This window comes from Pseudoxanthomonas sp. GW2, from assembly GCF_000283075.1.
In the GTDB taxonomy this organism is placed as follows: domain Bacteria; phylum Pseudomonadota; class Gammaproteobacteria; order Xanthomonadales; family Xanthomonadaceae; genus Pseudoxanthomonas.
Genome location: NZ_ALIP01000079.1, coordinates 1 through 23938, shown reverse-complemented (window position 1 = coordinate 23938; position 23938 = coordinate 1). Strand labels below are relative to the sequence as shown.

Genomic DNA, 23938 nt, shown 5'->3' with positions numbered 1-23938 from the left:
GAAGTTCTACTTTTGAAATGCCTGCTTGACGGGGAAGCTTACGAGCACTGGCCCGCGGTCGCCGCCTGCCAGCGCCTGGCCTACCGGGTGCTGGCCGCGTGCTGGGACCTGGAACGGGAAGCAGAGGCCGAGGCGCCGGCACGGGATTCGGCCCAGGCCTCCGCCAAGGCCCTCCCGCAGGCGCCCGCGGACGATCCGGGAAGCATGGATGCGGCGGTCGAGGCCCTGTCCAGCCTGTCGCGGGCCTGGACCCACGGCGAGCCACCGCCGCGCCTGCCACACGGGCTGCCCCCGATGTTCGCCGGCGACCTGGGTGACCTGCACCGGTTCCTGCGGCAGAAACTCCGGGCCTCCTGAGCAGGCTGGCGAAGACGGTCAGCTGGCAGTGGCACGGCACGCCGGTCTAGCTGGTGTGCGCGTCCTCTCCAGCCTCGATGCCGTATTCGTAATGCCTAACACCTGAATTAAGCCGAGCCGCGAAGCGGCTTCGGCTTGAATGAATTGTTAGGCTCACCGCGGGGAGCCAGAGCTATTGGCCTCATCAATCTTCTCTCGGATGGCGGCAATGGTTGTTTCGAGTCTGTCTATGTAGCGAATCTCATACTCCCGAGAAAAATCTCTCGTTGATCTTTTGCGGATCAGCTCCGCCTCACTCTCTAGCGATTCTGCACGAGCCAGATCAGGGTCTTGGTTATCACTACCAGAGGCGTGCGCCTCTTCCATCCTATCTATGCGACGATCAGCGCGCTCCATCAGTTGTCGCTGGAATTCGACGCTTTTCTCGTATCGTGCGAGCTGTGATTCATAGAAGCGGATGCCAATTAGCTTGCGTTTGAACCGATACCAATCTGATACGGGCTCCGCTCTCTCATCTAACACGAGCCCACTTGGATTTGAGAAGAAGACATAAGAAGCAAGGACGAGAGCCGAAACTGCTAGCAAGAGTGGTCCAATCCATCCACGGTTGGGCTTTTGATCGGCCTTTTTACCCATGTGACCAGACTCCTTGATGTGAGCCTAACACCTGAGTTAAGCCGCGCCGCGAAGCGGCGTCGGCTTCAACGAATTGTTAGGCATCTCCGCGACCAACTATGCACGCCCCGCTCAAAATCGACACGTGGTCGCCAGGCTCTCTCTCGATTGAAGAAACCGGCTCACGGTCATCCAAGACGATTAAGTTAAACGCTTCGGCCAAAGACGAAAGGCGATTCTCAGGAGAGTCAATTGCGCTGATCACTTCGCCTAGGCTTACAGGCTGTGGCATGTCTGAACCCTCCTCAGAGTGAACAGACCACTTCCTCGTGGACGAATCAAAGCGCACCTCATGGTGGCCGTCAGGCCCCCCGACAGGCGTGATCTGCGAAGGCTTGAACCAAAATGTGTGGAGAAGGAGTCTACGTCGATGCGACTGCACTTGGCTGAGAGTATGAAAATACGGAAAGGCAAAGAAGACTGCGTGCCCTGCGGCCTCGAGCTGCTGCAGGCGGCGAAGCTGGTCCTTGGCCTTAGTGCGATTGAGTTTCCACTCCCAAACCGTTCCATTGACGTAAGCGCGTTTGTATTGGATGAGCGCGCCTGTAGCGTTTCCGAACACGCCAGCATCGAACCCCCATTGCGCTTCCTGCGCTTGAGTTGGTCCAACCGCGAAGTAAGGCGTGTTGTGCTGGTGTGACAACCAGTTAATGAACTCGGTTGTGAGATTCAGCTCCACTGTCTTTTCGGAAATCATTGAACTCCCCCTGAGATGCCTAACGCCAGAATTAAGCCGTGCCGCGAAGCGGCATCGGCTTGAATGAATTGTTAGCCGTCATTGCCATGATCTCTGCGAGCCTTGCGGAGCGTCAGGTCAACGAGGTTGGAAATATCTGCCAGCTTATTTCCGATCCATATGGTGCTTGCGAGCATTATTACCTGGCGAACCCAAAGAGGCGCTGTAAAGGTATCGCCACGAAGCAGGAGCAGCAAGGCAATGACTAGAGCCAAAAAGAATGCAATGGAAAAGAGCCCCTTGGCGATGAATGCAACGAGCGCGCTACTACTAGAAGCGTACAGCTCCGCATCGTCATCCATTCTCTTGACCCACGCACGAGCCCTATTCCCGCCCGTCTTAAGCGCCCACTTCGCCATTGATTTGAGCTGAGCTTGGGCGGAGATCAGGCCAAGCAGAAGTCCGAAAGTGCTAAGTACGACGGACAATGTCTCTTTGTCCACGAAGCCCCCCCTGACGGCTAACGCCTGAATTAAGCCGCGCCGCGAAGCGGCGTCGGCTTGAATGAATTGTTAGGTCTCACTTAGCGATACCCCGGAAGTGAGAATCTCGTCTACGAGATGACCATACCAAACGATGCCAACATTGAAACCACTCTTCCGGATGATAGTTAGATCATCAAATTCAATTGGGCTATGAGACTGGTAGGGCTCTCCAGAAAATATCCCGAGAAAAGCAAACTGCTTCTCCTTGGCATGAAAGAACTTCCCATCCTCAACAACGAGATCTGTGGGCTTGGAGATCACGATGCTGCCTGATGAGCCAGGAAAGAGTTTGGCGTCTATGAGGAAGTATGGTTGCCCTTGAAAATTTGCGCCCCAGCGTGAGGCGATGATGCCGGACTTTACGATTGGGAAGACGTTTACGTGGTCGTAAAATCCACGCGGGTAACCAACTACGACAGCGTCACTTGCGACGTGCGGGTTGATCTTGTTGTTCCCAGCAAGGTTGTCGCTTGAAACGCCGTACCAGTTTAAGTAGGTCTCCCCAGATTTGATTCTGTCGCTGATAAGGTCAAGAACGCGTATAGCGCATACATCAACGTCAGGATTTGCATGTAGGCGTGCTCGCGAAATCAGGGACGATTGGTCTAGAGTGATCGGCTCCCACACGATCGAGCCATCCACCATCTTTCTTAGATGAAAGGTTAGCGAAGTGGGGATTGACTCGCCGGCCGAACTTTGGGGAAGTAGTACGTGGCGATTTGTTATCAGCCAAGCGTCCTCAACTTTTCTCCATTGCCCGTCCTTGCTCGGGTCTCGCGGTGAAAGCTGCTGGTAGAAGAAACCTGTCCCCTGTGACCCGCCCGTTGCAGTTTGGACTTGTATGAGCGTCGAAATACCATGAATCGCATCATCGACGTGCATCGACTCCTCCTGTGAGACCTAACACCTAAGTTAAGCCGAGACGCGTAGTGGAACCAAGCACATGGCAAGCTGTATCTGCCATGTGCTTGGTGGAACGAAGCGGCTTCGGCTTGAACGCATTGTTAGGCATCACTACTTGCCAGTGAGATGTCGATTTCCGGATACCGCGCCGCGAATCTGTCTCTATTGATGGCTGGGAGGCGGCTGAGAGACTTGGCAAGTGATGTCCTGATAGAAACATAGTCGCCGGCGAATAGTTGCGCTGCTTTCGCAGCTCCGAGTGTCCGATAGAAGTAAGAGATGATGTCATACGTCTCTCTCGCATCAATGCTTGGCTCAGCTAGCTTTCTGTGATTCTTCTTGACGTACTGGTGCACAGCATCAGTTGCACGCTCATCACCGTATGCTGCAATGGCCCAAAGAGCATACGACTTTGCACGATATGAAGGGTCCAACAACTTCATGGCGTAATACTCAGTTTCCGCCGATCTGGAGATGCGGGCGATGGTTAGCATCGCCGTTGCTTTTATGTCTTGGGACGGATGCGTTGCGAGGGCTTTGAGGGATGGGATTGACCGTGCGGTACCGCAATCGCGTAGTGCCATAACGGACCAATATACGTCCATCTTTGCCTCATTCCTCTCGATCAGATTCGCGAAGAAATCTTCTGACCATGAAAATTCCTTGTGACGCCTGCCGAGTGTCTTGGCAATGTCGCGCTTGTCGCTGGGAGAAATCGAGAATGCCATGGGTGATGCCTAACTACCAGTAGACCCCAAGGCGGGGCGTAGCACCGAGCCTACGGCTCGGCCCTGACGCCGTCAATCGGCAAAGTCCTATGCGGATCAGGTATTTACCTGATGGGAATGTGGTCGAACGCGGGGCACGCTAGCCGTTTCGACGGCAAGGAGGCCCCGATATGTCTTATGACGGCGAGCTCTCCGGGATAACAGGGGGCGTAGCACCCCGTGGGGCACCCCGGTTACTGGACCAGGTTCGCGGGCGGTTGCGCCTGAAGCACTACAGCCTGCGCACGGAGCAGGCGTATCTGTACTGGATCCGCCGGTATGTCCGGGCGTGGCTGCCGCGGCATCCGGCGGAGCTGGACGGGGCGGCGGTGGAGGCGTTTCTCACCGGGTTGGCGACGCGGGACAACGTGGCCGCCAGCACCCAGAACCAGGCGCTGGCCGCCCTGCTCTTCCTCTATCGGGAGGTGCTGGGCGTCGAGCTGCCGTGGATGGAGAACGTGGTCCGTGCCAAGCGGCCGCGGCGGCTGCCGGTGGTGCTGTCGCGCGCGCAGGTGGTGCGGCTGCTGGAGCGCCTGTCGGGGCGGGAGGCGTTGATGGCCGGGCTGCTCTACGGCAGCGGGCTGCGCCTGATGGAGTGCGCGCGGCTGCGGGTCAAGGACGTGGACCTGGAGCGCAACGAGCTGACCATCCGCGATGGCAAGGGCGGCAAGGACCGGATGACGGTGCTTCCGGGCGCGCTGCGCGAAGCGCTGCTGCGCCAGCTGGCGGAGGTGCGCCTGTTGCACTCGCGCGACCTGGCCTGCGGACTGGGCCGGGTGCACCTGCCGCACGCGCTGGCACGCAAGTATCCCAACGCGGCCGCGGAGCCGGGATGGCAGTACGTGTTCCCGGCCACGCGCATTTCGGTCGACCCGCGCGACGGGGTGAGGCGGCGCCACCATATCGACGAGAAGGTGCTGCAGTCGGCGGTGCGCCGGGCGGCGCGCGAAGCCGGCTTCGACAAGCCGGTCACCCCGCACACCCTGCGCCACTGTTTCGCCACGCACCTGCTGGAGTCTGGCGCCGACATCCGCACGGTGCAGGAGCTGCTGGGCCACAAGGATGTGGCCACCACCCAGATCTACACGCACGTACTCAACCGCGGCGCGCTCGGTGTGCTCAGTCCGCTGGACCGTTGACCCCTCGCCCGCCCCACGCGCGCCCTGTGACCGGGTGCGCGCCAGTGTCTGCCACTGGGCCTCGACTGGAAATCACTGGCCGTCGGCTGATTTCCATGCGCGCGCGTATCGAAATCACTAGGACGCCGGCGATCTCCATTCACCGTCGTATGGAAATCGCTGGCGCGCCAGTCTTGATCACCCGTCGCCGTATGGAAACCGCTCGGCGTCCAGTGATTTCCATTCATCCGCGTATGGAAACTGCTCGACGGCCACTGATTTCCATTCGTTCGCGTATCGAAATCGCTCGCGCGCCAGCGATTGCCACTCATCGCCGGGTGGGAATCACGCAATCAACCGTTTCTGGCCTCTACCCGGCCGGCTGCCCCCCCAGGTCGAGGCTGCCCCGCACCACCGTCCCGCGTCCCGCCACGCCAGAAGCGCCATGGCGTGTGCCGGCTGCCGGGAGGTAAAGGAGGAGGTGCTGGCCCGCGAGGGCCAGGACCAGGGGCGGGACGGCAGCAGGCCACACGCCAGGGCGCCCCGGCGACCGCCGCCGTGCCTTGACCTCAGTCCCTCAGTCCCTCAGTCCCTCAGTCCCTCCGGCATTCCGGGCAATTCGGCAACCTGGCGACCCACTGAAGCGACGGGAACGACCGGCACGGCCGTACCCGCCGCCACCCGGGCGCCGGGCGCCCCTACCGCCCCACCATCGGCAGCTGCAGCCCCTGCTCCTTCGCGCAGTCCTGGGCGATCTCGTAGCCCGCGTCCGCGTGACGCATCACCCCGGTGCCGGGATCGTTCCACAGCACGCGTTCCAGGCGGCGGTCGGCGGCCTCGCTGCCGTCGCACACGATCACCACGCCGGAGTGCTGGGAGTAGCCCATGCCCACGCCGCCGCCGTGGTGCAGGCTGACCCAGGTCGCGCCGCCGGCGACGTTGAGCATGGCATTGAGCAGCGGCCAGTCGCTGACCGCGTCGCTGCCGTCGCGCATGGCCTCGGTCTCGCGGTTGGGGCTGGCGACGCTGCCACTGTCCAGATGATCGCGGCCGATCACCACCGGCGCCTTCAGTTCGCCCTTGCGCACCATCTCGTTGAAGGCCAGGCCCAGGCGGTGGCGCTGGCCCAGGCCGACCCAGCAGATGCGCGCCGGCAGGCCCTGGAAGCGGATGCGCTCGGCGGCCATGTCCAGCCAGCGGTGCAGGTGCGGGTCGTCCGGTATCAGTTCCTTGACCTTGGCGTCGGTCCTGGCGATGTCCTCCGGGTCACCGCTCAGGGCCACCCAGCGGAACGGGCCAACGCCGCGGCAGAACAGTGGACGCACATAGGCCGGCACGAAGCCGGGGAAGTCGAACGCATCCTTGCAGCCGGCATCGAAGGCCATCTGCCGGATGTTGTTGCCGTAGTCGAATACCGGCACGCCCATGCGCTGGAACGCGAGCATGGCCTCCACGTGCACGCGCATGGACCTGCGGGCCAGTTCCTGCACGCGCTCCGGCACCACCTCCTGTTCCTCCTCCCACTCGGCCACGGTCAGGCCCTGCGGCAGGTAGCCGCGCAGCGGATCGTGCGCCGAGGTCTGGTCGGTGACCGCGTCCGGGCGCACGCCGCGCCGCACCAGCTCCGGCAGGACGTCGGCGGCATTGCCCAGCAGGGCGATCGAGCGGGCCTGGCCGGCCTTGGTGTAGCGCCCGATGCGCGCCAGCGCGTCGTCGAGGTCGGTGGCCTGCTCGTCCACGTAGCCGGTGCGCAGGCGGAAGTCGATGCGGCTCTGCCGGCACTCGATGGTCAGGCTGCTGGCGCCGGCCATGGACGCGGCCAGCGGCTGCGCGCCGCCCATGCCGCCCAGGCCGGCGGTCAGGATCCACTTGCCGGTGAGGTCGCCGCCGTAGTGCTGGCGGCCCATCTCCACGAAGGTCTCGTAGGTGCCCTGGACGATGCCCTGCGAGCCGATGTAGATCCACGATCCGGCCGTCATCTGGCCGTACATCATCAAGCCCTTGCGGTCGAGCTCGTTGAAGTGCTCCCAGGTGGCCCAGTGCGGCACCAGGTTGGAGTTGGCGATCAGCACCCGCGGCGCGTCCGGGTGGGTCGGGAACACGCCCACCGGCTTGCCGGACTGGACCAGCAGGGTCTGGTCGTCGCGCAGCTCCTTCAGCGTGGCCAGGATCGCGTCGAAGCAGGCCCAGTCGCGCGCGGCGCGGCCGATGCCGCCGTACACCACCAGGTCCTCCGGGCGCTCGGCCACGTCCGGGTCCAGGTTGTTCTGCAGCATGCGGAACGGGGCTTCGGTCAGCCAGCTGCGGCAGGTCAGCTGGCTGCCGCGCGGCGCGCGGACGACACCGGAGGGATCGTGGCGTGGATCGGACATGCCGGTACACCTGGATGGAAGGTGCCGGCATTATCGCAGCGGCCCCGCGCCGGCCCGTTGTGCAGCGCGGGGCGCGGTGGCTCAGTGGCCGGCGCGGGGCGCTTCCTGCTGGCGCTGCAGGCGGCGCTCCTCGGCCTCGCGGGCGCGCTCGATCTCCTCCCGCTCGCGTTCGTACTGGATGCGCCGGGCCTCGAACTCCTGGCGGTAGCGCTCGCGCTGTTCGGGCGAGGCGGCATGCAGCATGCGCCGATCGGCGCGCGCGCGGTCAGCCTCCATCCGACGGCGGTTGTCCTCCAGCGCCAGGCGATGCCGCTCGGCGGCGGCGCGGCGGCTGGCGTCCAGCTGCTGCTGGCGGGCTTGCTCCGCGGCCTGGCGCGATCGTTCCCAGGTCTGCGCACGGGTGTCCTGGTCGCCGGCACGCTGGCGGTAGCGGTCGGGGGTGACGGACTGGGCCTGGGCCAGCGGAGACAGGGCCAGCCACAGCGCGATGGCCAGGGCCGGGAGGCGTGCGGCTCGCGGGATCGGCATCGGGTCGGCGCTCCGTATGGATACGCCCCCGTTATAACGCGCGCGGCGGCAGCCGCGCCGGCGGGAGCGCGGGCTGCTTCAGCCGGCGCTCGGGAACCGCTCAGGCGCGGTTTGGCCGGTGCACGTCAAGGCTGGCGGACGGCAACGCGCATCTGCCAAGCTTCCGCACCTGTTTTGCCCTCTCCCCATGTGATGTCCTGTTTGCCGCGCCTCGGCGCCTTCCTGTTCCTGTTGCTCTCCCTGGCCGCCTGCGCGGCCGCTCCCGCCCGCACCGCCAAGGAGCCGGCGTACACCCCGCTGCTGCTGGTCTCGGTCGATGGCCTGCGCGCCGATGCGCTCGGCCGCGGCGATACCCCGGTGCTCGACGCCCTGGCGCGCGAAGGCGTGCAGGCCGAGGGCATGCGCCCGTCCTTCCCGGCGCTCACCTTCCCCAACCACTACACCCTGGTGACCGGCCTGCGCCCGGACCACCACGGCGTGGTCCACAACTCGATGAAGGATCCGCAGCTGGGCCGCTTCGTGGTCGCGGACAAGCAGGCGGCCACGGTCGCCGGCTGGTGGCAGGCCGAGCCGCTATGGACCACGGCCGAGCGCGCCGGCATCGCCACCGCGGTGTGGGCCTGGCCGGGCGCCACCGCCGAGCGCGACGGCGTGCTGCCGCGCCAGGGCCAGGCCTTCGACGCGAACATCCCGCTGGACGAGCGCGTCGAGCGGGTTGCCGCGTGGGTGGCGGCGCCGCAGGGGCCGCGCCCCGGGCTGGTGGCGATGTACTTCGAGATGGTCGACGGCGCCGGCCACGACCATGGCCCCGGCTCGGAACAGGCCCGCGCGGCGATCCGCACGGTGGACGCGGCCATCGGCCAGCTGCTGGCGCGACTGGAGGCCGCCGGCGTGGTCCCGAACGTGGTGGTGGTGTCCGACCACGGCATGGCCGACGCCCGGAACTTCCTCGCGGTGGAGGACATCGCCGCGATGGAGGAGGCCGAGGTGGTGAGCATCGGCCAGGTGATCGGCCTGGTGCCGCGCGCCGGATACGGGGACGTGCTGCGCGCGCGCCTGCCCGGCCGCCACGCGCAGTACCAGTGCTGGGAGAAGGAGCGCATCCCGGCGCGCCTGCACTACGGCAGCCACCCGCGCATCCCGCCGATCGTGTGCCAGATGGACGAAGGCTGGAACGCCCTGCCGCGGGCGATGATCGAACGGCGCAATGCCGAAGGCCGCCGCGACGCGGGCGCGCACGGCTACGACCCGGACCTTCCGTCGATGCGCGCGGTGTTCCTGGCCCATGGCCCGGCGTTCCGCCGCGGCCTGCGCCTGCCGGTGTTCGACAACGTCGACGTCTACCCGCTGCTGGCGCGCCTGGTGGGCGTGCAGCCGCAGCCGGGCGACGGCAACCCGCAAACCCTGCTGCCGGCGCTGCAGGCGCCCTGATCCGCGGCGCCGCCGGCGGCCGGGCCGTGCCGGCGGCGTCCGCTTTGATGTCCGGAAACGGCCAGTCGGGCCCGGGCGCCGGTGCTAGCCTGCACGCATGTCCTCCGTCGCCGCCCTGCCCGATCCGCGCGTATGCGAACGCGCCCGCCTCAGCCGCGACCCGCGGTTCGACGGGCTGTTCTTCACCGCGGTGCGCAGCACCGGCATCTATTGCCGGCCGGTGTGCCCGGCGCCGCCGCCGCTGCCGGCCAACGTCGACTACTACCCCAGCGCCGCCGCGGCCGAGGCGGCCGGCTTCCGCCCCTGCCTGCGCTGCCGCCCCGAGCTGGCGCCGGAGGACGGCGCCTGGCGGCGTGGCGATGCGCTGGTGGCGCGGGCGTTGGCGCTGATCGAGCAGGGCTTCCTGGCCGAGCATCCGGTGGCGGCCCTGGCCGAGCGGCTGGCGGTCGGCGAGCGCCAGCTGCGGCGGCTGTTCGTGCAGCGCCTGGGCGCGGCACCACTGGGCGTGCACGTTACCCGCCGCCTGCTGTTCGCCAAGCAGTTGCTGACCGAGACCACGCTGCCGGTCACCGAGGTGGCGCTGGCCGCCGGCTTCGGCAGCCTGCGCCGCTTCAATGCCGCGTTCCAGGAGGCTTATCGCATGGCGCCGCGCGAACTGCGCCGCAGCCTGCAGCAGCGCCCGGCGCTGGCGGCCGACCGTTCGCTGGTGCTGCGCCTGGGCTACCGGCCGCCGTACGACTTCGCGGCCATCCTGGATTTCCTGCGCGACCGCGCCCTGCCCGGGGTGGAACGGGTGGATGGTCAGTCCTATGCGCGCGTGGTCGGCGACGCCAGCGCGCCGGCCTGGCTGCGGGTCAGCCATTGGCCATCGGCCCGGGCGCGCCCGGTGCATGCGCTGCGGCTGGAACTGCACGGCGTGGCGCCGGCCCGGCTCGCGGACACGGTGCAGCGGGTGCGGCGGATGTTCGACCTGGATGCCGACCCGAACGCGATCGCCGCGGTGCTGGGGGCCGATCCGCGCCTGCGGCCGCTGCTGCGCCAGCGACCCGGGCTGCGCCTGCCCAGCGGCTGGGACGGGCTGGAGATCGCGGCGCGCGCGGTGATTGGCCAGCAGGTCAGCGTGGCCGCCGCGCGCACATTGGCCGCGCGCCTGGTGCAGCGCCATGGCGCGCAGGTGGCGCTGGACGCCGCACCCGGCCTGGACCGGCTGTTCCCGGACGCGGCCACCCTGGCCGCGGCGGACCTGGACGGCCTGGGCCTGACCGGTGCGCGCATCGCCAGCCTGCGCGCGATCGCGCGCGCGGTGCTGGAGGGCAAGGTCGGCTTCGGCCCGGAACAGACCCTGGAGGAATTCGTCGAAGCCTGGTGCGCCCTGCCCGGGATCGGCCCATGGACAGCGCAGTACCTGGCCCTGCGTGCGCTCGGCCATCCGGACGCGTTCCCGGCCGAGGACCTGGTGCTGCAGAAGGCCGCGTCCGGCGACGGCACGCGCCTGTCCACCCGCCAGCTGCGCGAGCGCGCGCAGGCCTGGCGCCCCTGGCGTGCGTACGCCGTCATCCATCTCTGGCGCGAGGCCGCCTTGCCCGCGTCCCGTGCCAGCACCGAAGCGGAGGTCATCCCATGAGCGCCATCCATTACTGCCGGTTCGACAGCCCGGTCGGCCCGCTGACCGTGGCCGCCTCCGATGCGGGACTGCACGCAATCGAGTTTCCGCAGAACCGCCATCCGCAGCGCCGGCTCGGCTGGGTGCCGAAGGAGCACCCGGTGCTTGGCGAGGCCAGGCGCCAGCTGCAGGAGTACTTCGACGGCGAGCGCCGCGAGTTCGACCTGCCGTTGGCGCCGCAGGGCACGCTGTTCCAGCGCCAGGTGTGGCTGGCGCTGGCCGACATCCCCTACGGCAGCACCATCAGCTATGCGCAGCTGGCGATGCGCGTCGGCCGCCCCGCGGCGATGCGCGCGGTCGGCGCGGCCAACGGCCGCAACCCGCTGCCGATCGTGCTGCCCTGCCACCGCGTGATTGGCGCCGACGGCTCGCTCACCGGCTTCGGCGGCGGCCTGCCGACCAAGCGCTTCCTGCTGCAGCTGGAAGGCGCGATCCCGCCGCAGGAGGCCGCGCGCGATCTGTTTGGTGGGGTTCGGGATCCGGGACTGGTGATTGGTGATTGGTGATTGGTGATTGGTGATTGGTGATTGGTGATTCGGGATTCGGGATTCGGGATTCGGGATTCGGGTTGATACGGGCGTCACTGGCTACGCCCGTAGTGGCGGGCGTGGCTTGCGGGCGGTTCGAGGAGCAAGCCACCGGGTGCTGGCGTTTGCCGGCCTGAGCGCTGGTGGACGGATTCGCAGCCCCGCCAAGCGAAGCGCATCAGGGCTCCCGGCGTCCAACGCCAGGGCTGACGCGCGCCCGCCCCGGATGCGGCCCGGGGCCTTGTCCAGGGGTATGCGCGAGCGCCGAACGAGGCCACGGTCGTGACGACCCGAAGACGTGATGTGCCGCGCCGTCGTTCAGCCGGCGTCGATTGCGGCGCGCAGCGGGGCGAGGAAGGCGCGGGCGCGGGCGGCGGCATCGTCCGCATCGGCGGCTTCGGCCAGCACCGATACCAGCGCCGAGCCGACCACCACGCCATCGGCGCCGGCCGCCATCGCCTTGGCGCTGGCCGCGTCCTTGATGCCAAAGCCGGCCACCACCGGCACCTTCGCCGCTGCCCGCAGTTCCTCCAGGCGGCGGCTGGCGGCATCCGTGTCCAGGCGGTCGGCGCCGGTCACGCCGGCATAGCTGACGTAGTACAGGTATCCCTGCGCGCTGGCGCTGAGCATGGCCGCGCGCTCGTCCGAGGTGGTCGGCGAGGCCAGCATCACCAGCGCCAGGCCCAGTTCGTTGAACGCCGGCTGGAACTGCGGCGCTTCCTCCGGCGGCAGGTCCACCAGCAGCACGCCGTCGACGCCGGCGGCCACCGCCTCGGCGGCGAACCGGGCCGCGCCGCGGATCTCCACCGGGTTGAGGTAGCCCATCAGCACCACCGGCGTGTCCGCGTCACGCTCGCGGAAGCGGCGCACGCAGTCGAACACGTAGGCCACGGTCGCCCCGCGCGCCAGCGCGCGCTCGGAGCTGCGCTGGATCACCGGGCCATCGGCCATCGGATCGGAGAACGGCACGCCCAGCTCGATGCAGTCGGCGCCGGCCTCGACCAGCGCGTGCATCACCGGCACGGTCGCCTCCAGCGCGGGATCGCCGGCGGTGATGAAGGGGATGAGTGCCTTGCGCCCGTCGGCGCGCAGTCGCGAGAAGGTGGTTTCGAAGCGGCTCATGGATCGCCCGTGGGTTGCGTCGCGCCGGTGGCGCGTTTGCGCGGTGTGGATGCGGTTCGGCGCCAGCGCGGCCGGCGCCGGGTTCACAGCTGGATGCCCTCGCGCGCGGCGATGGTGTGCACGTCCTTGTCACCGCGGCCGGAGAGGTTGCACAGGACCAGTGCGTCCTTCGGCAGCTCGCGCGCCAGCTTGATCGCCTGCGCGACCGCGTGGCTGGACTCCAGCGCCGGCAGGATGCCTTCGGTGCGGGTCAGCCGGTGGAAGGCCCCCAACGCCTCCTCGTCGGTCACGCCCACGTACTCGGCGCGGCCGCTGTCCTGCAGGAAGGCGTGCTCCGGGCCCACGCCCGGGTAGTCCAGGCCGGCGGAGATGGAATGGGTCTCGATGATCTGGCCGTCGTCGTCGCACAGCACGTAGGTGCGGTTGCCGTGCAGCACGCCAACACGCCCGGCCGACAGCGAGGCCGCATGGCGCCCGGTGTGCACGCCGTCGCCCGCGGCCTCGGCGCCGACGATGCGCACCTGGCGGTCGTTGAGGAAGGCATGGAACAGGCCCATGGCGTTGCTGCCACCGCCGACGCAGGCGGTGATCACGTCCGGCAGGCGGCCGAAGTCGGCCAGCATCTGCGCCCGCGCCTCGCGCCCGACCACGGCATTGAAGTCGCGCACCATGCGCGGGTACGGGTCCGGGCCAGCGACGGTGCCGATGATGTAGAAGGTGTCCTGCACATTGGTCACCCAGTCGCGCATGGCCTCGTTGAGCGCGTCCTTGAGCGTGGCCGAGCCGGAGGTCACCGGGACCACGGTCGCGCCCAGCAGCTTCATGCGGTAGACGTTGATCTTCTGCCGCTCGATGTCGGTGGCGCCCATGTACACCACGCACTCCAGGCCCAGGCGCGTGGCCACGGTGGCGCTGGCCACGCCATGCTGGCCGGCGCCGGTCTCGGCGATGATCCGCTTCTTGCCCATGCGCGCGGCCAGCAGCGCCTGGCCGATGGTGTTGTTGATCTTGTGCGCGCCGGTGTGGTTGAGGTCCTCGCGCTTGAGCAGGATCTGCGCGCCGCCCACTTCCCGGCTCAGGCGCTCGGCGTGGTAGATCGGGCTAGGCCGGCCGACGTAGTGCTTCAGGTCTTTCTCGAAGGCGGCCTGGAAGGCCGGGTCGGCCCTGGCCTCGTCATAGGCGGCGGCCAGTTCCTGCAGCGGGCCGATCAGGGTTTCGGCGACGAAGCGGCCACCGTGCTGGCCGAAGTGGCCACTGGCGTCGGGATAGGCGTGGAAGTCCTGGATGGGGGCGCTCATCGGCTTGACGGTATGTAAGGTGGGTTGACCTTAACGCACGACATGCCGCCCATAAAGCGATAAAGTCTGGCGCGACACGTCAGGAAAACTCACATGTCACGCGACCTGCCCCCGCTCAATGCCCTGCGCGCCTTCGAGGCCGCCGCCCGCCTGGGCAGCATGGCCGCGGCGGCCGAGGAGCTGCACGTGACCCACGGCGCGGTCAGCCGCCAGGTCAAGCTGCTGGAGGACGCGCTGGGCACCCCGCTGTTCACCCGGCACGGCCGCGGGCTGGCGCTGACCGCCACTGGTCGCCGCCTGGGCGAGGCCGCGGCCGCCGCGTTCGAGCCGCTGCGCCGGAGCTGGGCGGAGTTGCGCTCGCCGGCGGCGGCCCCCGCCCTGGTGCTGGGCTGCCCGGGCAGCCTGCTGGCACGCTGGATGATCCCGCGGATGGAGCAGCTGGCGACCGAGCTGCCGGACCTGCGCCTGCACCTGGCGGCCAGCGAGGCGACGCCCGATGCGGCGCTCACCGGGATGGACGCCGCGCTCCTGATCGGCACCCCGCCCTGGCCGCCCGGCTGGGACGTGCACCGGCTGGCGCCGGAACGCATCGGGCCGGTGCTGAGCCCGCGACATCCGGCGCATGCCCGGCTGCAGGGTGCTCCCGCCACCGCGCTGCTGCAGGAGGCGCTGCTGCACACCGCCTCGCGGCCCTCGGCGTGGCCGGAATGGGCCCGCCGCAACGGTCTGGATCCGGAAGCCCTGCGCCTGGGCACCGGCTTCGACCATCTCTACTACCTGCTGGAAGCCGCCGCTGCCGGCCTGGGCGTGGCCATCGCCCCGCAGGAACTGGTCGCCGACGACCTGCGCGCCGGCCGCCTGGTCGCACCCTGGGGCTTTACCGAAACCGACGGCTACTGGGCGCTATGCACGCTGCGCGGTGGAGGCGATGCGCGGATCGCGCCGTTCACCACATGGCTGCGGAAGCAACTGGACCACTGAGTCCGGCACGCCGGGCTGGCGCAGGAACCACTACAACACCAGAAGCGTTGCCACCACGGAATTGTGGATGGCATGCGTGATGGAGGCAGCAAGCACCGCCCAGCCCGCACCGAACTTCAGGTACCTGACATATACGAAGGAAAACACCGCGAAGTTGGCCAGGTTCGCGATGCCGCTGATCCAGTCGGCGAGCCCGTGCACCAGACCCCAGACCACGCTCGACATCAGGATTGCCAGCGCGCTGCTGCGTGTCCTTGGCAGGAATATCCAGGAAAGCAACGCCCCCATCACCAGGGTTTCCAGCAGCGGGCTGACCAGCACCCACCCGAACACCCGCCACCCCTCGGGAGACTGAAGTTCGCCGACAGAACCGGTGCTGCCTGTCGCGCCAAAGGCAAAAGCCAAGCTGGCGCCACCGGCGAGGCTGACCGCGCTCGCGCATGCACTTTCCGCAACCAGTTTGGGGATAGGCGGTCGAGTCATGCTGCCCCCATGCCTCCGTCCATTGGAGCCGGGGCAGGCACCGCCCGCCCCGGCCCTTCAATCAAGCGCCGTACACGTTGATGAAGGTGGTCGAGCTGGAAAAGGTGTCATCGCGCACCGCACCTTTCAGGTTGTCCCCAACGAAGTCGATGAGCGTGTCGGTGCCGATTGCGCCGGCCATTCGCACAAGCCAGTTCTTCCAGGTACGGCCACCGCCAACGATCTGGATTTCATCAATGGTCATTTCGCGCATCTTTCTTGCCTCCTTGCATGACGCATCCGGCGTCGCGGATCAAGGATCCATCCTTGATTCCTGGGTACGGTCCTCGCGGAATACTATGGCGCTGCCCGGCAAGATCAATCGGATTTACCTGCACCGATGCGCAGGAACAAACCGGCGCTTTGGGTCGGATCCCCCCGCATGAAGCCAGGGTTCCAGGTACTACCGGGCCGCGTCCCCGGCTGCATGCCGGGTTCACCCGACTGCCAGCGGCGCTGCTTCAGCCGGAAAGCCCCACTCATCCCGCAAGCCGCCCGCGGGGAGGGCCTCGGCCATCCCCGCCTACGGACCGCAGCAGCCTCAGGCCGCCGCCGAACGCTCCCGCGGCTCGGGCGTGGGACTGGGGGCCAGCCAGTCCAGCCAGGCTTCGGTGGCATCGTCGCGCCCCGGCGGCTTGTAGCCGGGCGCCACTACGACCAGGCCGCCGACTACATGGCGGAGTTCCTCTTGGGTCATGTCGCGCATCTCGTCCTCCGTTGATCGAGGCCGCCCCGGGCGGGACGGCCACGTGCAGCCACGGATGCAGCGGTCGCGCGGACCGGCAGTCGGGCCGGTCCGCGCACCCGCCGGCAGCCGGTCAGGGGGCGACCGGCTTCACCTGCTGGTACTGCTCCAGCAGCCATTCCAGCTCGCGCTGGGCGCGATCCAGGTAGCCCGCCAGCGGATCCGGCGGCGGCACCCGGACCAGCTCGCCACCGCCGACATGCGGGAATTCCCCGCGGTACAGGTCACGCATTCCTCTTCTCCCGTTCGATTGCCAAAGTGATCCGCGCCGGTCAGCGATGCTGCCGGTAGCGGCGCTCCTGTTCCCTGAGCAGGTTGAGCAGCAGTTGCCACCCCGTATCGGACACGCCCGTCCACGGCTGGGGCGGGGGCGCTTCCTCGCCCGCCCCGCCCGCCACCTTTCCGATCTCTGCCTGTTCCATCACGCGCATTGGCGATCTCCTCGAAGTCCTAGTGCACCAGGGATGGCCGTGCCGGCATCCGCGTCGCGCGGGCATGCCGGCCGCAGCCAACCAACGAACGGCTTCACGGCTTCAACCGTGCCTCTATCCGTTCGCGCCGGATGTCGCCCCACTCGGGAATTTCCGGACGGGGGTAATCAGGCGGCTCGGGAGGCCAGGGCCAGGTCTGTCCACCCACCACCTGCCCGACCTCTCCGCTTTCGATCTCGCGCATTCCTGTGCTCCTCTGGGTTGACGGTTGCACCACACATCCGGCGGGCCGCAGCTCTCGCGCCGCGCCCCGCCTCAGGGCCTGGGCTGGTTGCGCCGCGCCTGCTCTTCGAAGAAGTCGAGCCATTGCTGCCACTCGGCCTCGGAGATGCCGCCCGGCAGCGGCAGGTGCGGGGACTCGTCCGATTCGCCGATCCCGCCCGCGATCCGGGCCATTTCCATCTGCGCCAGCTTCCGCATGTGTTCCTCCTGGAACGCGTACCTGTCCGGTGTGTTCCGCACACCACGGTATGCCGCCCGGGCCGCACCGGCCCGGGCACTCTCAGCACGGCACGGGCACCAAGCGCCCGTCGACGACCTCGTGGCGCAGCTGCTGCACGATCCGCCCCTGGTCCATGACCAGGACGCGGTCGGCGCTGGCGATGGTTTCCGGGCGGTGGGCCACGATCACCTTGGTCAGCGCCAGGCCCTTCACCGCCTCGTTGACCAGGCGCTCGTTGGCCACGTCCAGGTGACTGGTGGCCTCGTCGAGGAACAGCAGCTTCGGCTTGCGGTACAGCGCGCGCGCCAGGATGATCCGTTGCTTCTGCCCGCCGGACAGCGAGCTGCCCATGTCGCCGATCAGGCCGTGGTAGCCCATCGGCATGGCCGCGATCTCGTGGTGGATGGCGGCCAGCTGCGCCGCCTCCTCGATCCGCGCCTGGTCGGCCTGCGGGTCGAAGAAGCTGATGTTGTCGGCGATGCTGCCGGCGAACAGCTGGTCGTCCTGCATCACCGCACCGACGATCGCGCGCACGTTGCGCGGCCCGACCTTCTGGATGTCGTAGCCGCCGATGCAGATCCTTCCCTCGGTGGGCCGGAGCAGGCCCAGCATCAGCTTGACCAGGGTGGTCTTGCCGCAGCCGGAAGCGCCGACGATGGCCACCGACTCGCCAGGCTCGATGGTGAAGCTGCAGTCCCTGATCACCCACGGCTCCGCGTCGCCGTAGCGGAACGACAGCCCCTCGACCTCGATCCGGGTATCCGGCGGCGGCGGCAGTTCCGAGCGTTCGCGCTCGTCCTCCGGCGGCGTCAGCACGATGTCGGCCAGGCGCTCGCCGTGCAGGCGCAGCATGCGGAACTCGATCCACTTGTCGATCAGCGCTGCCATCCGCGTGGCGAACTGGTCCTTGTAGGCCAGGTAGGCGATCAGCATGCCCACCGACAGCACGTTCTGCAGCGCCAGCACCGCGCCGATCCAGATCACCACCACCCGTTCGATGCCGAACACCAGCTGGCTGGCGCTGTTGAAGCCCAGGCCCATGCACGCCAGCCGCACCTCGTGGTTGACGGTGTCGACCATCAGGTTCTCGTACGCGGCGCGCCGCCGCGGTTCCTCGCCGGCGACCTTCAGGCTCTGCATGCCGCGCAGCGATTCCAGCAGGTGGGTCTGCTGCCTGGCCGCGGCGACCAGCTGGCGCTCGGTGCCGTCGCGCACCGGGCGGTAGGCCAGCGCGCGGATGCCGATGTACAGCGCCACCGCCAGCAGCGTCACCAGGGCGAGCTTCCAGCTGTACAGCAGCATCAGGCCGAGGGTGACGACGGCCATCAGGCCGTCGATGAGCGCCTCCACGAAGCTGGTGGTGAGCGTGCGCTGGATCGCCTGCACCGAGGACATGCGCGAGGTGATGTCGCCCAGGTGGCGCTTCTCGAAGAAGTCCAGCGGCAGGCGCAGGGCGTGGGCGAACACGTTGCCCATCCACTGCAGGCCCAGCCGGGTGGACAGGTACACCACCGACCAGCCGCGCAGCAGGCCGATGCCGACCTGCAGCAGCAGCGCCAGCAGGAAGCCCAGGCCGAGCACGGTCAGCAGGTCGCGATCGGCGGACACCAGCACCTGGTCCACGACCCACTGCATGAAGAACGGCGCCAGCACCACGAACACCTGCAGCGCCACCGACAGCACCAGGATCTGCGCCAGCGCGCCCCACAGCCCGCGCACCGGGCCGGTGAGCTGGCGCACGCCGACCGAGGCCGGCGCCTTGCGCGGGCGGAACTCGGCCGCCGGGCCCAGCTCCAGCGCCACCCCGGTGAAGTGGTCGGACGCCTCGCGCAGCGACACCCGGCGCTCGCCGCTGGCCGGATCCAGCAGCACCACGCCGGAGCGGTCGACCCGCGCCAGCACCACGAAGTGGTTGAAGTCCCAGTGCAGGATGCAGGGCAGCCGCAGCTTGTCCAGTTCCTCCAGGTCCAGCCGCAGCGGACGGGTGGCGAAACCCAGCTGCTGGGCGATGCGGATCAGCTGGTCCAGGCGCGCGCCCTTGAGCGAGAGCGGGAAGCGCTGGCGCAGCTCGGACAGGCTGGTCTGGTGCCCATGCGCGGACGCCACCATGGCCAGGCAGGCCAGTCCGCATTCGGCCGCCTCGGCCTGCAGCACCACCCGCAGGGAACGGCCTAGCATGCGCGCCCGCCCTCCCGCAGCCGGCACGCCGGCGCGCGCGCCGCCGCCTGCCCTGCCAAGCGCGCCGCCGCCATCCTTTCCTGCCGTTGCCGCCACATCCGCATCGCCTTCTCCGTCCACCGCCGGCGCGCCCGCGCGCGCCGGATCCCGCGCCGCCGCTCAACCGGCAACCCGTCCCTGCACCGACCACAGCGGCTCCAGCAGCCATTCGATCAGCGTGCGTTCCTCGCCGAGGATGTCCGCGTCCAGCACCATGCCCGGCTTGAGCGGCTCGGCGCGGCCGTAGGCGCGGATCGCCTGCGCCGGCAGCGTCACCGTCACCCGGTAATAGGGCTCGGGTGCCTGCGCGTTGCCGGTCAGCGTGGCCAGTTCGCCCGGACCAAGCGCGCTGCGGCTGATCCGGTCCACGGTGCCGCGCTGGTGCCCGAACTTCTGGTAGGGGAAGGCCTGGTAGCGCAGCATCACCGCGTCGCCAGGCTCGATGAAGCCGATCGCGCGGCTGGGCACCAGCAGTTCCGCCTCCAGCGTGCCCTCGCCCGGCAGCACCGACAGCAGCGGCTGCCCGGCCTGCACCGACTGGCCCGGCTTGATCAGCTGGGTGGCGACCACCCCGCTGATCGGCGCGGTCAGCACCAGCTCGCCGCGCGCCTGGGTCTCCACCAGCTCCTGCTCCAGCGCCGCCAGCTCGCGCGCGAACGAGGCCTCGCCGGCGCTGCGCTGGCCGGGAATCTCCGCCAGCGCCTGCTGCAGCTGCGCGATCATCCGCCGGGTGGACACGGCCTGGCGCTGCAGCGCCTGCATCTCGCCGACCTGGGTCAGCGCCACCGATTCCTGCTGCTTGATCTGCAGCAGGCTCACGTAGCGCTCGTCCTGCAGCTGGCGCAGGCGGTCCAGGGTCTCGCGCGCCAGCCGGATCTGCTCCTCGCGGGTGCGGATCTCCGCCTCCACCTGGGCCAGTTCCTGGCGCGCGGTGGCCAGCTGCACGCGCAGCCCGGATTCCTGCGCCTCCAGCTGCGCCAGTTGCGCCGCGTGCGCCGATTCCAGGCTCTCGCGGCGGCGGCGCAGGCGCTCCTCCAGGGCGGCGTTGGTGTCGCCGGCGGCGCGCGTGGCGCGCGGGACCGCCACCACCGCCACCGCCTGGCCGGCCTGCACGCGCGCGCCTTCCTGCACGTGGGCGGCCACCACCACCCCGGTGGCCGGCGCCACCACGGTGGCCATGCCCGCGCTGGGGACCAGCTGGCCCACCACCGGCGACCGCCGGGTGTAGGTGCCGAACAGCAGGAACAGGATCACCGCCAGCGCCACCGCGGCGGCGGCGGCGGTCAGCAGCCACAGCCGCAGCGGCTGGGCCAGCGAGATCGCGCCCAGCCAGCTGCCGCGACGCGCCTCCAGCGCTTCCCTGCGGAACAGTTCCTGGCTCATGTCGCGTCCGTGTCCGTTGCCAGGGCCCGCGCCGTCCATGTGCGCCGGATGGCTGCCGCGCTCCGCGCGGCGCGCGGCGCTTCGTGGGTACCAGATGACTCCTTCATCCCTCTCCCCTCGCGCTCGATGTGCGCCGCGTCACAAAGATGACGCAACGCGCACTCGCTTCGTCCCGATACTTGCCCGCCGGGATTTGCGACGACAAGCCCGACGATGGTGCGTGGCACGTGCAAAGCCGCTTGCGGCGCAGGCCTCGCGCCGCGTCACACAAGCAACGCACCAGGCGGTGCAAGCGAAACTGCACGAAATGCAGCCAGAATCGCTTGCATTTGCGCCGGTTGCGCAATCGCATTTGGCAGGGCTAGGCTCCAAGCCAATGCCACGGACAGGGCAGGAAGGGAACGCATGAATCTCTCGATGAGAATCCGCATTGCGCGCCAGCGGGCCCGATTGTCGCAGGAGGCGCTGGCCGCACTCCTCGGCGTCACCCGCGGCGCGGTGGCGAACTGGGAATGCGCGGTGGGCGCGCAGCCGGCGACGGCCAGGCTCGAACGCCTGGCGCAGGTCACCGGCGTGTGTTTCGAATGGCTGGCCACCGGGCGCGGTCCGCTCACCTACGACGGCAGCGACGACCTGCCTGCGGTGGATGCGGAACTGGTGCACGATCCGGCCGAGCGCCGCCTGCTGCACGCCTACCGCCTGGCAAGCCGCCCGGTGCAGAAACTGCTGCTGCAAATGGCCGAGGTCCAGGTCCAGGGCGTGGAGGGCCGCCGCCGCGCCTGAGCAGGCGCCGATCGCGCGGCGCGATGGCTCCGGCGCGGAGCATCGCCTGCCTGGCCGATGCGCGCCGAACGGCCGCACCCGCGGCTGCCTGCACGAGCGCCTGTGCGGCCACCAACCCCGCCCCGCTGCGATCACCCGGCAACGGGTGCGGGCAACAGTCTCCCGTCCTCGTTCCTCAGGAGCGGGGCAGCAGATGCATTGTCCGGGCGCCCCTGGCAAGGTGCGCTTGATCCGGCCCGAAGCATCCGGACCGGCGCCTCGCGCTACGAAGGGGAACCGCCCACGCGGCCGCAGGCTCGCGTACGCGCCGATGGCGGGCAGGCAGTGGCGCGCGGCTACCGTTGCGCTTGTCCAGGGCGCTCATGCCTGCGCGACGCGCGGCAGCGCATGGAACGGCGGGAGCAACAGACGGCTCTTCGGCCCGAATGCACACGCGGACGCTGGCACGGCTGCGCGGCTGGCCTGCGCCCTCGCGTGCCGCTCAGTCCAGTTCGGCGCAGTCCGCGCGCCGCACCTCGGCGACGAAGCGGCGCATCCTGTCGCCGTCCTTGATGCCCGGGGACAGTTCGATGCCGCTGGCCACGTCGACCGCCCAAGGCAGGGTCGCGGCGATGGCCTCGGCCACGTTGTCCGGGTCCAGGCCGCCGGCCAGCACGAACGGCCGGTGCAGGCCGGTGGGCAGGCGCCGCCAGTCGAACGCCTTGCCGCTGCCGCCGGAGCCGCCGGCGCCATGGCTGTCGAACAGGAAGGCGGCCGCGTTGGGCCAGCGCTGCTGCAGCGATTGCGCGTCCCAGGTGCTGCCGTCGCCCATGGGAATGGCCTTCATGTATGGCACCCGGAAGGCACGGCAGAACGCGTCGTCCTCGTCGCCGTGGAACTGCAACAGCGCCGGGCGGATCTGCCGCACCACCTCGCGCACTTCCTCGGCGCTGTTGTTGCGGAACAGCGCCACGGCGCTGACCAGCGGCGCCATCGCCAGGCGCAGCTGCCGCGCCGCCATCGGCGTCACCTGGCGCGGGCTGCCCTCGGCGAAGACGAAGCCCACGGCGTCCACGCCCAGCTCGCTGGCCAGGCGCACGTCGCCGGGGCGGGTCATGCCGCAGAACTTGATGCGGGTGCGGTACAGCGCTCGGCTCACAGCGTCACCTCCTCCGGCAGGCCCCATTCGGCGGGGTAAAGGGGACGCAGGAAGACCAGGCCCTGCGGCGGCGCTGTGGGCCCGGCCAGGGTGCGGTCGCGCCCCGCGAGCAGGCGGGCGATCCAGCCCTCGTCCTGGGCACCGGCGCCCACCTCCAGCAGCGAACCGACGATGTTGCGGACCATGTGGTGCAGGAACGCATTGGCCTGTACCTCGATGGTGACGGTTTCGCCACTGCGGCGGACCTGGATGTCCTGCAGGTTGCGGCGTGCATGCGGTGCCTGGCAATGCACCGTGCGGAAGGCGCTGAAGTCGTTCTCGCCCAACAGCGCCTGGGCCGCGCGGTGCATGGCATCGGCATCCAGCGGGCGCCGCTCCCAGGCCATCGTGGCGCGGTACAGCGCGGGCCGCACCGGACGATTGACCAGGGTGTAGCGGTAGCGTCGGGCGCGGGCGGAGAAGCGGGCGTGAAAGCCCGCGTCCACCGGCACGCACCAGCGCACGCACACGGTCGGCGGCAGGCGCCCGGTCACGCCCAGGGTCCAGGCGCGCGGATCGCGCTCGGCGGTGCTGTCGAAGTGCACGACCTGGCATTCGGCGTGCACCCCGGCGTCGGTGCGCCCGGCGCAGCTGACCGTGATCTCCTGGTCGGCCACCGAGGACAGCGCGCGCTCCAGCGTGGCCTGCACCGTCGGCGGCCCGGACGGCCCCAGGCCCTGCCAGCCCTGGAAGGCGCCGCCGTCGTACTCCACGCCCAGCGCGTAGCGCATCGCCGCTCAGCCGATCTCGCGAAGCAGCTGCGCCGCCTCGTCGCGGGCGGCCGGATCCTGGCCGGCGAGCACCTCGCGCAGCAGGGTGCGCGCGGTGTCCACGTCGCCCAGGTCCAGGTAGGCCACGGCCAGCTCCAGGCGCTCGCGCCCGGCCGGGGCCGGGTTGAGCGGGGTGAAAGCGGACGCGTCGTCGTGCCAGGCCGGGGCCGCGGACTCGCGCGCGGCCGGTGCCGGCGGCGGCAGGTCGTCGTGGCGCAGCGGCAGCTCCGGTTCCACGTCCGGCTCCGGGGCCTGCTCGTCCACGTACGCCTCCGGCTCGACCGGATGCGGTTCCAGTTCCGGCGCCTCCACCGGCACCACCGGGTCGGCCGGCACGTGGGTGGACGGCGCGGCCGCGGCCAGCGCGGCGGCATCGAAGCCGGCGCCGCGGCCGACCGGGATCGGCAGCGGCTTGGGCCGGCGCGCGAACCACCAGGCCGCGCCC

28 protein-coding genes are annotated in these 23938 nt (G+C 69.0%); 7 read left to right on the top strand and 21 right to left on the bottom strand.

The window, feature by feature from the left end; genetic code table 11:
* Positions 1–357 (top strand): hypothetical protein (locus B351_RS0105165; RefSeq protein WP_232207891.1); only part of this gene is annotated, 357 nt, incomplete at its 5' end.
* Between the two features lie 153 nt (positions 358–510).
* Here the strand turns inward: B351_RS0105165 and B351_RS17575 are convergent.
* From B351_RS17575 to B351_RS17560, 5 genes are all read right to left on the bottom strand, one after another.
* The gene (locus B351_RS17575) at positions 511–993 is read right to left on the bottom strand and encodes a hypothetical protein (protein WP_156810422.1); all 483 of its coding nucleotides are present in this window, start codon (positions 991–993) and stop codon (positions 511–513) included.
* 76 nt (positions 994–1069) lie between these two features.
* Positions 1070–1729, bottom strand: a complete 660-nt coding sequence (locus tag B351_RS17570; protein WP_156810421.1) for a hypothetical protein — start codon at positions 1727–1729, stop codon at positions 1070–1072.
* Between the two features lie 71 nt (positions 1730–1800).
* Entirely contained in the window at positions 1801–2211 is a 411-nt protein-coding gene (locus tag B351_RS17565) for a hypothetical protein (RefSeq protein ID WP_156810420.1), read from the bottom strand.
* 69 nt (positions 2212–2280) lie between these two features.
* Positions 2281–3135 (bottom strand): serine protease, encoded by an 855-nt coding sequence (locus B351_RS17245; protein ID WP_083852394.1) that lies wholly within the window; start codon positions 3133–3135, stop codon positions 2281–2283.
* A gap of 122 nt (positions 3136–3257) precedes the next feature.
* A complete protein-coding gene (locus B351_RS17560) occupies positions 3258–3884 on the bottom strand; it encodes a HEAT repeat domain-containing protein (protein ID WP_156810419.1) in 627 nt (208 codons plus the stop codon).
* Positions 3885–4054: 170 nt separating this feature from the next.
* On the opposite strand from B351_RS17560, the gene B351_RS0105160 reads away from it, so the two are divergent.
* Complete coding sequence (locus B351_RS0105160; RefSeq protein ID WP_050992143.1) at positions 4055–5062, top strand: integron integrase; 1008 nt, start codon at positions 4055–4057, stop codon at positions 5060–5062.
* 677 nt (positions 5063–5739) lie between these two features.
* On the opposite strand, the gene hutU is transcribed toward B351_RS0105160, so the two are convergent.
* Both hutU and B351_RS0105150 read right to left on the bottom strand, forming a co-directional pair.
* Positions 5740–7413 carry a urocanate hydratase gene (gene hutU, locus B351_RS0105155; protein WP_019397979.1) on the bottom strand — a complete coding sequence of 558 codons (1674 nt, stop codon included), beginning with the start codon at positions 7411–7413 and terminating at the stop codon, positions 5740–5742.
* An 81-nt stretch (positions 7414–7494) separates the two neighbouring features.
* Complete coding sequence (locus B351_RS0105150; protein ID WP_019397978.1) at positions 7495–7941, bottom strand: hypothetical protein; 447 nt, start codon at positions 7939–7941, stop codon at positions 7495–7497.
* Between the two features lie 192 nt (positions 7942–8133).
* Here B351_RS0105150 and B351_RS0105145 point away from each other — a divergent pair, with 192 nt between their 5' ends.
* From B351_RS0105145 to B351_RS0105135, 3 genes are all read left to right on the top strand, one after another.
* Entirely contained in the window at positions 8134–9372 is a 1239-nt protein-coding gene (locus B351_RS0105145; protein WP_050992142.1) for an ectonucleotide pyrophosphatase/phosphodiesterase, read from the top strand.
* 97 nt (positions 9373–9469) lie between these two features.
* Positions 9470–10996 carry a DNA-3-methyladenine glycosylase 2 family protein gene (locus tag B351_RS0105140; protein ID WP_019397976.1) on the top strand — a complete coding sequence of 509 codons (1527 nt, stop codon included), beginning with the start codon at positions 9470–9472 and terminating at the stop codon, positions 10994–10996.
* Positions 10993–11541: a methylated-DNA--[protein]-cysteine S-methyltransferase gene (locus B351_RS0105135; RefSeq protein WP_019397975.1), complete on the top strand. Its 549-nt coding sequence runs from the start codon at positions 10993–10995 to the stop codon at positions 11539–11541. Before B351_RS0105140 ends, B351_RS0105135 begins: the two co-directional genes overlap by 4 nt.
* Before the next feature lie 339 nt (positions 11542–11880).
* Here B351_RS0105135 and trpA read toward each other — a convergent pair whose 3' ends face one another.
* On the bottom strand, positions 11881–12684 hold the full coding sequence (gene trpA / locus B351_RS0105130) for a tryptophan synthase subunit alpha (RefSeq protein ID WP_026010385.1): 804 nt from the start codon (positions 12682–12684) through the stop codon (positions 11881–11883).
* 83 nt (positions 12685–12767) lie between these two features.
* Positions 12768–13982, bottom strand: coding sequence for a tryptophan synthase subunit beta (trpB, locus tag B351_RS0105125; RefSeq protein ID WP_019397973.1), 1215 nt, complete (start codon positions 13980–13982; stop codon positions 12768–12770).
* A 93-nt stretch (positions 13983–14075) separates the two neighbouring features.
* Here trpB and B351_RS0105120 point away from each other — a divergent pair, with 93 nt between their 5' ends.
* Complete coding sequence (locus tag B351_RS0105120) at positions 14076–14963, top strand: LysR family transcriptional regulator (RefSeq protein ID WP_019397972.1); 888 nt, start codon at positions 14076–14078, stop codon at positions 14961–14963.
* Positions 14964–14993: 30 nt separating this feature from the next.
* Here B351_RS0105120 and B351_RS0105115 read toward each other — a convergent pair whose 3' ends face one another.
* The 9 genes from B351_RS0105115 to B351_RS0105080 form a co-directional block, all read right to left on the bottom strand.
* Positions 14994–15446 carry a type II CAAX prenyl endopeptidase Rce1 family protein gene (locus B351_RS0105115; RefSeq protein WP_083852393.1) on the bottom strand — a complete coding sequence of 151 codons (453 nt, stop codon included), beginning with the start codon at positions 15444–15446 and terminating at the stop codon, positions 14994–14996.
* A gap of 61 nt (positions 15447–15507) precedes the next feature.
* Complete coding sequence (locus B351_RS17555) at positions 15508–15699, bottom strand: hypothetical protein (RefSeq protein ID WP_156810418.1); 192 nt, start codon at positions 15697–15699, stop codon at positions 15508–15510.
* Positions 15700–16026: 327 nt separating this feature from the next.
* Positions 16027–16191, bottom strand: coding sequence for a hypothetical protein (locus B351_RS17550; protein ID WP_019397969.1), 165 nt, complete (start codon positions 16189–16191; stop codon positions 16027–16029).
* 112 nt (positions 16192–16303) lie between these two features.
* The gene (locus B351_RS17545) at positions 16304–16462 is read right to left on the bottom strand and encodes a hypothetical protein (protein ID WP_019397968.1); all 159 of its coding nucleotides are present in this window, start codon (positions 16460–16462) and stop codon (positions 16304–16306) included.
* 40 nt (positions 16463–16502) lie between these two features.
* Positions 16503–16661, bottom strand: a complete 159-nt coding sequence (locus B351_RS17540) for a hypothetical protein (RefSeq protein ID WP_019397967.1) — start codon at positions 16659–16661, stop codon at positions 16503–16505.
* A gap of 94 nt (positions 16662–16755) precedes the next feature.
* On the bottom strand, positions 16756–16905 hold the full coding sequence (locus tag B351_RS17535) for a hypothetical protein (RefSeq protein WP_156810417.1): 150 nt from the start codon (positions 16903–16905) through the stop codon (positions 16756–16758).
* Between the two features lie 71 nt (positions 16906–16976).
* Positions 16977–17141 (bottom strand): hypothetical protein, encoded by a 165-nt coding sequence (locus B351_RS17530; RefSeq protein WP_019397966.1) that lies wholly within the window; start codon positions 17139–17141, stop codon positions 16977–16979.
* Between the two features lie 82 nt (positions 17142–17223).
* Positions 17224–19341 (bottom strand): peptidase domain-containing ABC transporter, encoded by a 2118-nt coding sequence (locus B351_RS16255; protein ID WP_407059579.1) that lies wholly within the window; start codon positions 19339–19341, stop codon positions 17224–17226.
* 159 nt (positions 19342–19500) lie between these two features.
* Positions 19501–20763: an HlyD family secretion protein gene (locus B351_RS0105080; RefSeq protein WP_026010384.1), complete on the bottom strand. Its 1263-nt coding sequence runs from the start codon at positions 20761–20763 to the stop codon at positions 19501–19503.
* A 417-nt stretch (positions 20764–21180) separates the two neighbouring features.
* Here B351_RS0105080 and B351_RS0105075 point away from each other — a divergent pair, with 417 nt between their 5' ends.
* Complete coding sequence (locus B351_RS0105075; protein ID WP_232207890.1) at positions 21181–21546, top strand: helix-turn-helix domain-containing protein; 366 nt, start codon at positions 21181–21183, stop codon at positions 21544–21546.
* Between the two features lie 481 nt (positions 21547–22027).
* On the opposite strand, the gene B351_RS0105070 is transcribed toward B351_RS0105075, so the two are convergent.
* The 3 genes from B351_RS0105070 to B351_RS0105060 form a co-directional block, all read right to left on the bottom strand.
* A complete protein-coding gene (locus B351_RS0105070) occupies positions 22028–22684 on the bottom strand; it encodes a phosphoribosylanthranilate isomerase (protein ID WP_019397962.1) in 657 nt (218 codons plus the stop codon).
* Positions 22681–23454, bottom strand: coding sequence for a tRNA pseudouridine(38-40) synthase TruA (gene truA, locus B351_RS0105065; protein WP_019397961.1), 774 nt, complete (start codon positions 23452–23454; stop codon positions 22681–22683). The genes B351_RS0105070 and truA overlap by 4 nt, the downstream gene beginning before the upstream one ends.
* Before the next feature lie 6 nt (positions 23455–23460).
* A partial coding sequence (locus B351_RS0105060) for a FimV/HubP family polar landmark protein (protein WP_026010382.1) occupies positions 23461–23938 on the bottom strand: 478 nt, incomplete at its 5' end.

Coding starts and splice junctions, on each gene's coding strand:
- B351_RS17575 (WP_156810422.1), bottom strand. CDS start 993: ATGGGTAAAAAGGCCGATCAAAAGCCCAACCGTGGATGGATTGGACCA.
- B351_RS17570 (WP_156810421.1), bottom strand. CDS start 1,729: ATGATTTCCGAAAAGACAGTGGAGCTGAATCTCACAACCGAGTTCATT.
- B351_RS17245 (WP_083852394.1), bottom strand. CDS start 3,135: ATGCACGTCGATGATGCGATTCATGGTATTTCGACGCTCATACAAGTC.
- B351_RS17560 (WP_156810419.1), bottom strand. CDS start 3,884: ATGGCATTCTCGATTTCTCCCAGCGACAAGCGCGACATTGCCAAGACA.
- B351_RS0105160 (WP_050992143.1), top strand. CDS start 4,055: ATGTCTTATGACGGCGAGCTCTCCGGGATAACAGGGGGCGTAGCACCC.
- hutU (WP_019397979.1), bottom strand. CDS start 7,413: ATGTCCGATCCACGCCACGATCCCTCCGGTGTCGTCCGCGCGCCGCGC.
- B351_RS0105150 (WP_019397978.1), bottom strand. CDS start 7,941: ATGCCGATCCCGCGAGCCGCACGCCTCCCGGCCCTGGCCATCGCGCTG.
- B351_RS0105145 (WP_050992142.1), top strand. CDS start 8,134: ATGTCCTGTTTGCCGCGCCTCGGCGCCTTCCTGTTCCTGTTGCTCTCC.
- B351_RS0105140 (WP_019397976.1), top strand. CDS start 9,470: ATGTCCTCCGTCGCCGCCCTGCCCGATCCGCGCGTATGCGAACGCGCC.
- B351_RS0105135 (WP_019397975.1), top strand. CDS start 10,993: ATGAGCGCCATCCATTACTGCCGGTTCGACAGCCCGGTCGGCCCGCTG.
- trpA (WP_026010385.1), bottom strand. CDS start 12,684: ATGAGCCGCTTCGAAACCACCTTCTCGCGACTGCGCGCCGACGGGCGC.
- trpB (WP_019397973.1), bottom strand. CDS start 13,982: ATGAGCGCCCCCATCCAGGACTTCCACGCCTATCCCGACGCCAGTGGC.
- B351_RS0105120 (WP_019397972.1), top strand. CDS start 14,076: ATGTCACGCGACCTGCCCCCGCTCAATGCCCTGCGCGCCTTCGAGGCC.
- B351_RS0105115 (WP_083852393.1), bottom strand. CDS start 15,446: ATGACTCGACCGCCTATCCCCAAACTGGTTGCGGAAAGTGCATGCGCG.
- B351_RS17555 (WP_156810418.1), bottom strand. CDS start 15,699: ATGCGCGAAATGACCATTGATGAAATCCAGATCGTTGGCGGTGGCCGT.
- B351_RS17550 (WP_019397969.1), bottom strand. CDS start 16,191: ATGCGCGACATGACCCAAGAGGAACTCCGCCATGTAGTCGGCGGCCTG.
- B351_RS17545 (WP_019397968.1), bottom strand. CDS start 16,462: ATGCGTGACCTGTACCGCGGGGAATTCCCGCATGTCGGCGGTGGCGAG.
- B351_RS17540 (WP_019397967.1), bottom strand. CDS start 16,661: ATGCGCGTGATGGAACAGGCAGAGATCGGAAAGGTGGCGGGCGGGGCG.
- B351_RS17535 (WP_156810417.1), bottom strand. CDS start 16,905: ATGCGCGAGATCGAAAGCGGAGAGGTCGGGCAGGTGGTGGGTGGACAG.
- B351_RS17530 (WP_019397966.1), bottom strand. CDS start 17,141: ATGCGGAAGCTGGCGCAGATGGAAATGGCCCGGATCGCGGGCGGGATC.
- B351_RS16255 (WP_407059579.1), bottom strand. CDS start 19,341: ATGCTAGGCCGTTCCCTGCGGGTGGTGCTGCAGGCCGAGGCGGCCGAA.
- B351_RS0105080 (WP_026010384.1), bottom strand. CDS start 20,763: ATGAGCCAGGAACTGTTCCGCAGGGAAGCGCTGGAGGCGCGTCGCGGC.
- B351_RS0105075 (WP_232207890.1), top strand. CDS start 21,181: ATGAGAATCCGCATTGCGCGCCAGCGGGCCCGATTGTCGCAGGAGGCG.
- truA (WP_019397961.1), bottom strand. CDS start 23,454: ATGCGCTACGCGCTGGGCGTGGAGTACGACGGCGGCGCCTTCCAGGGC.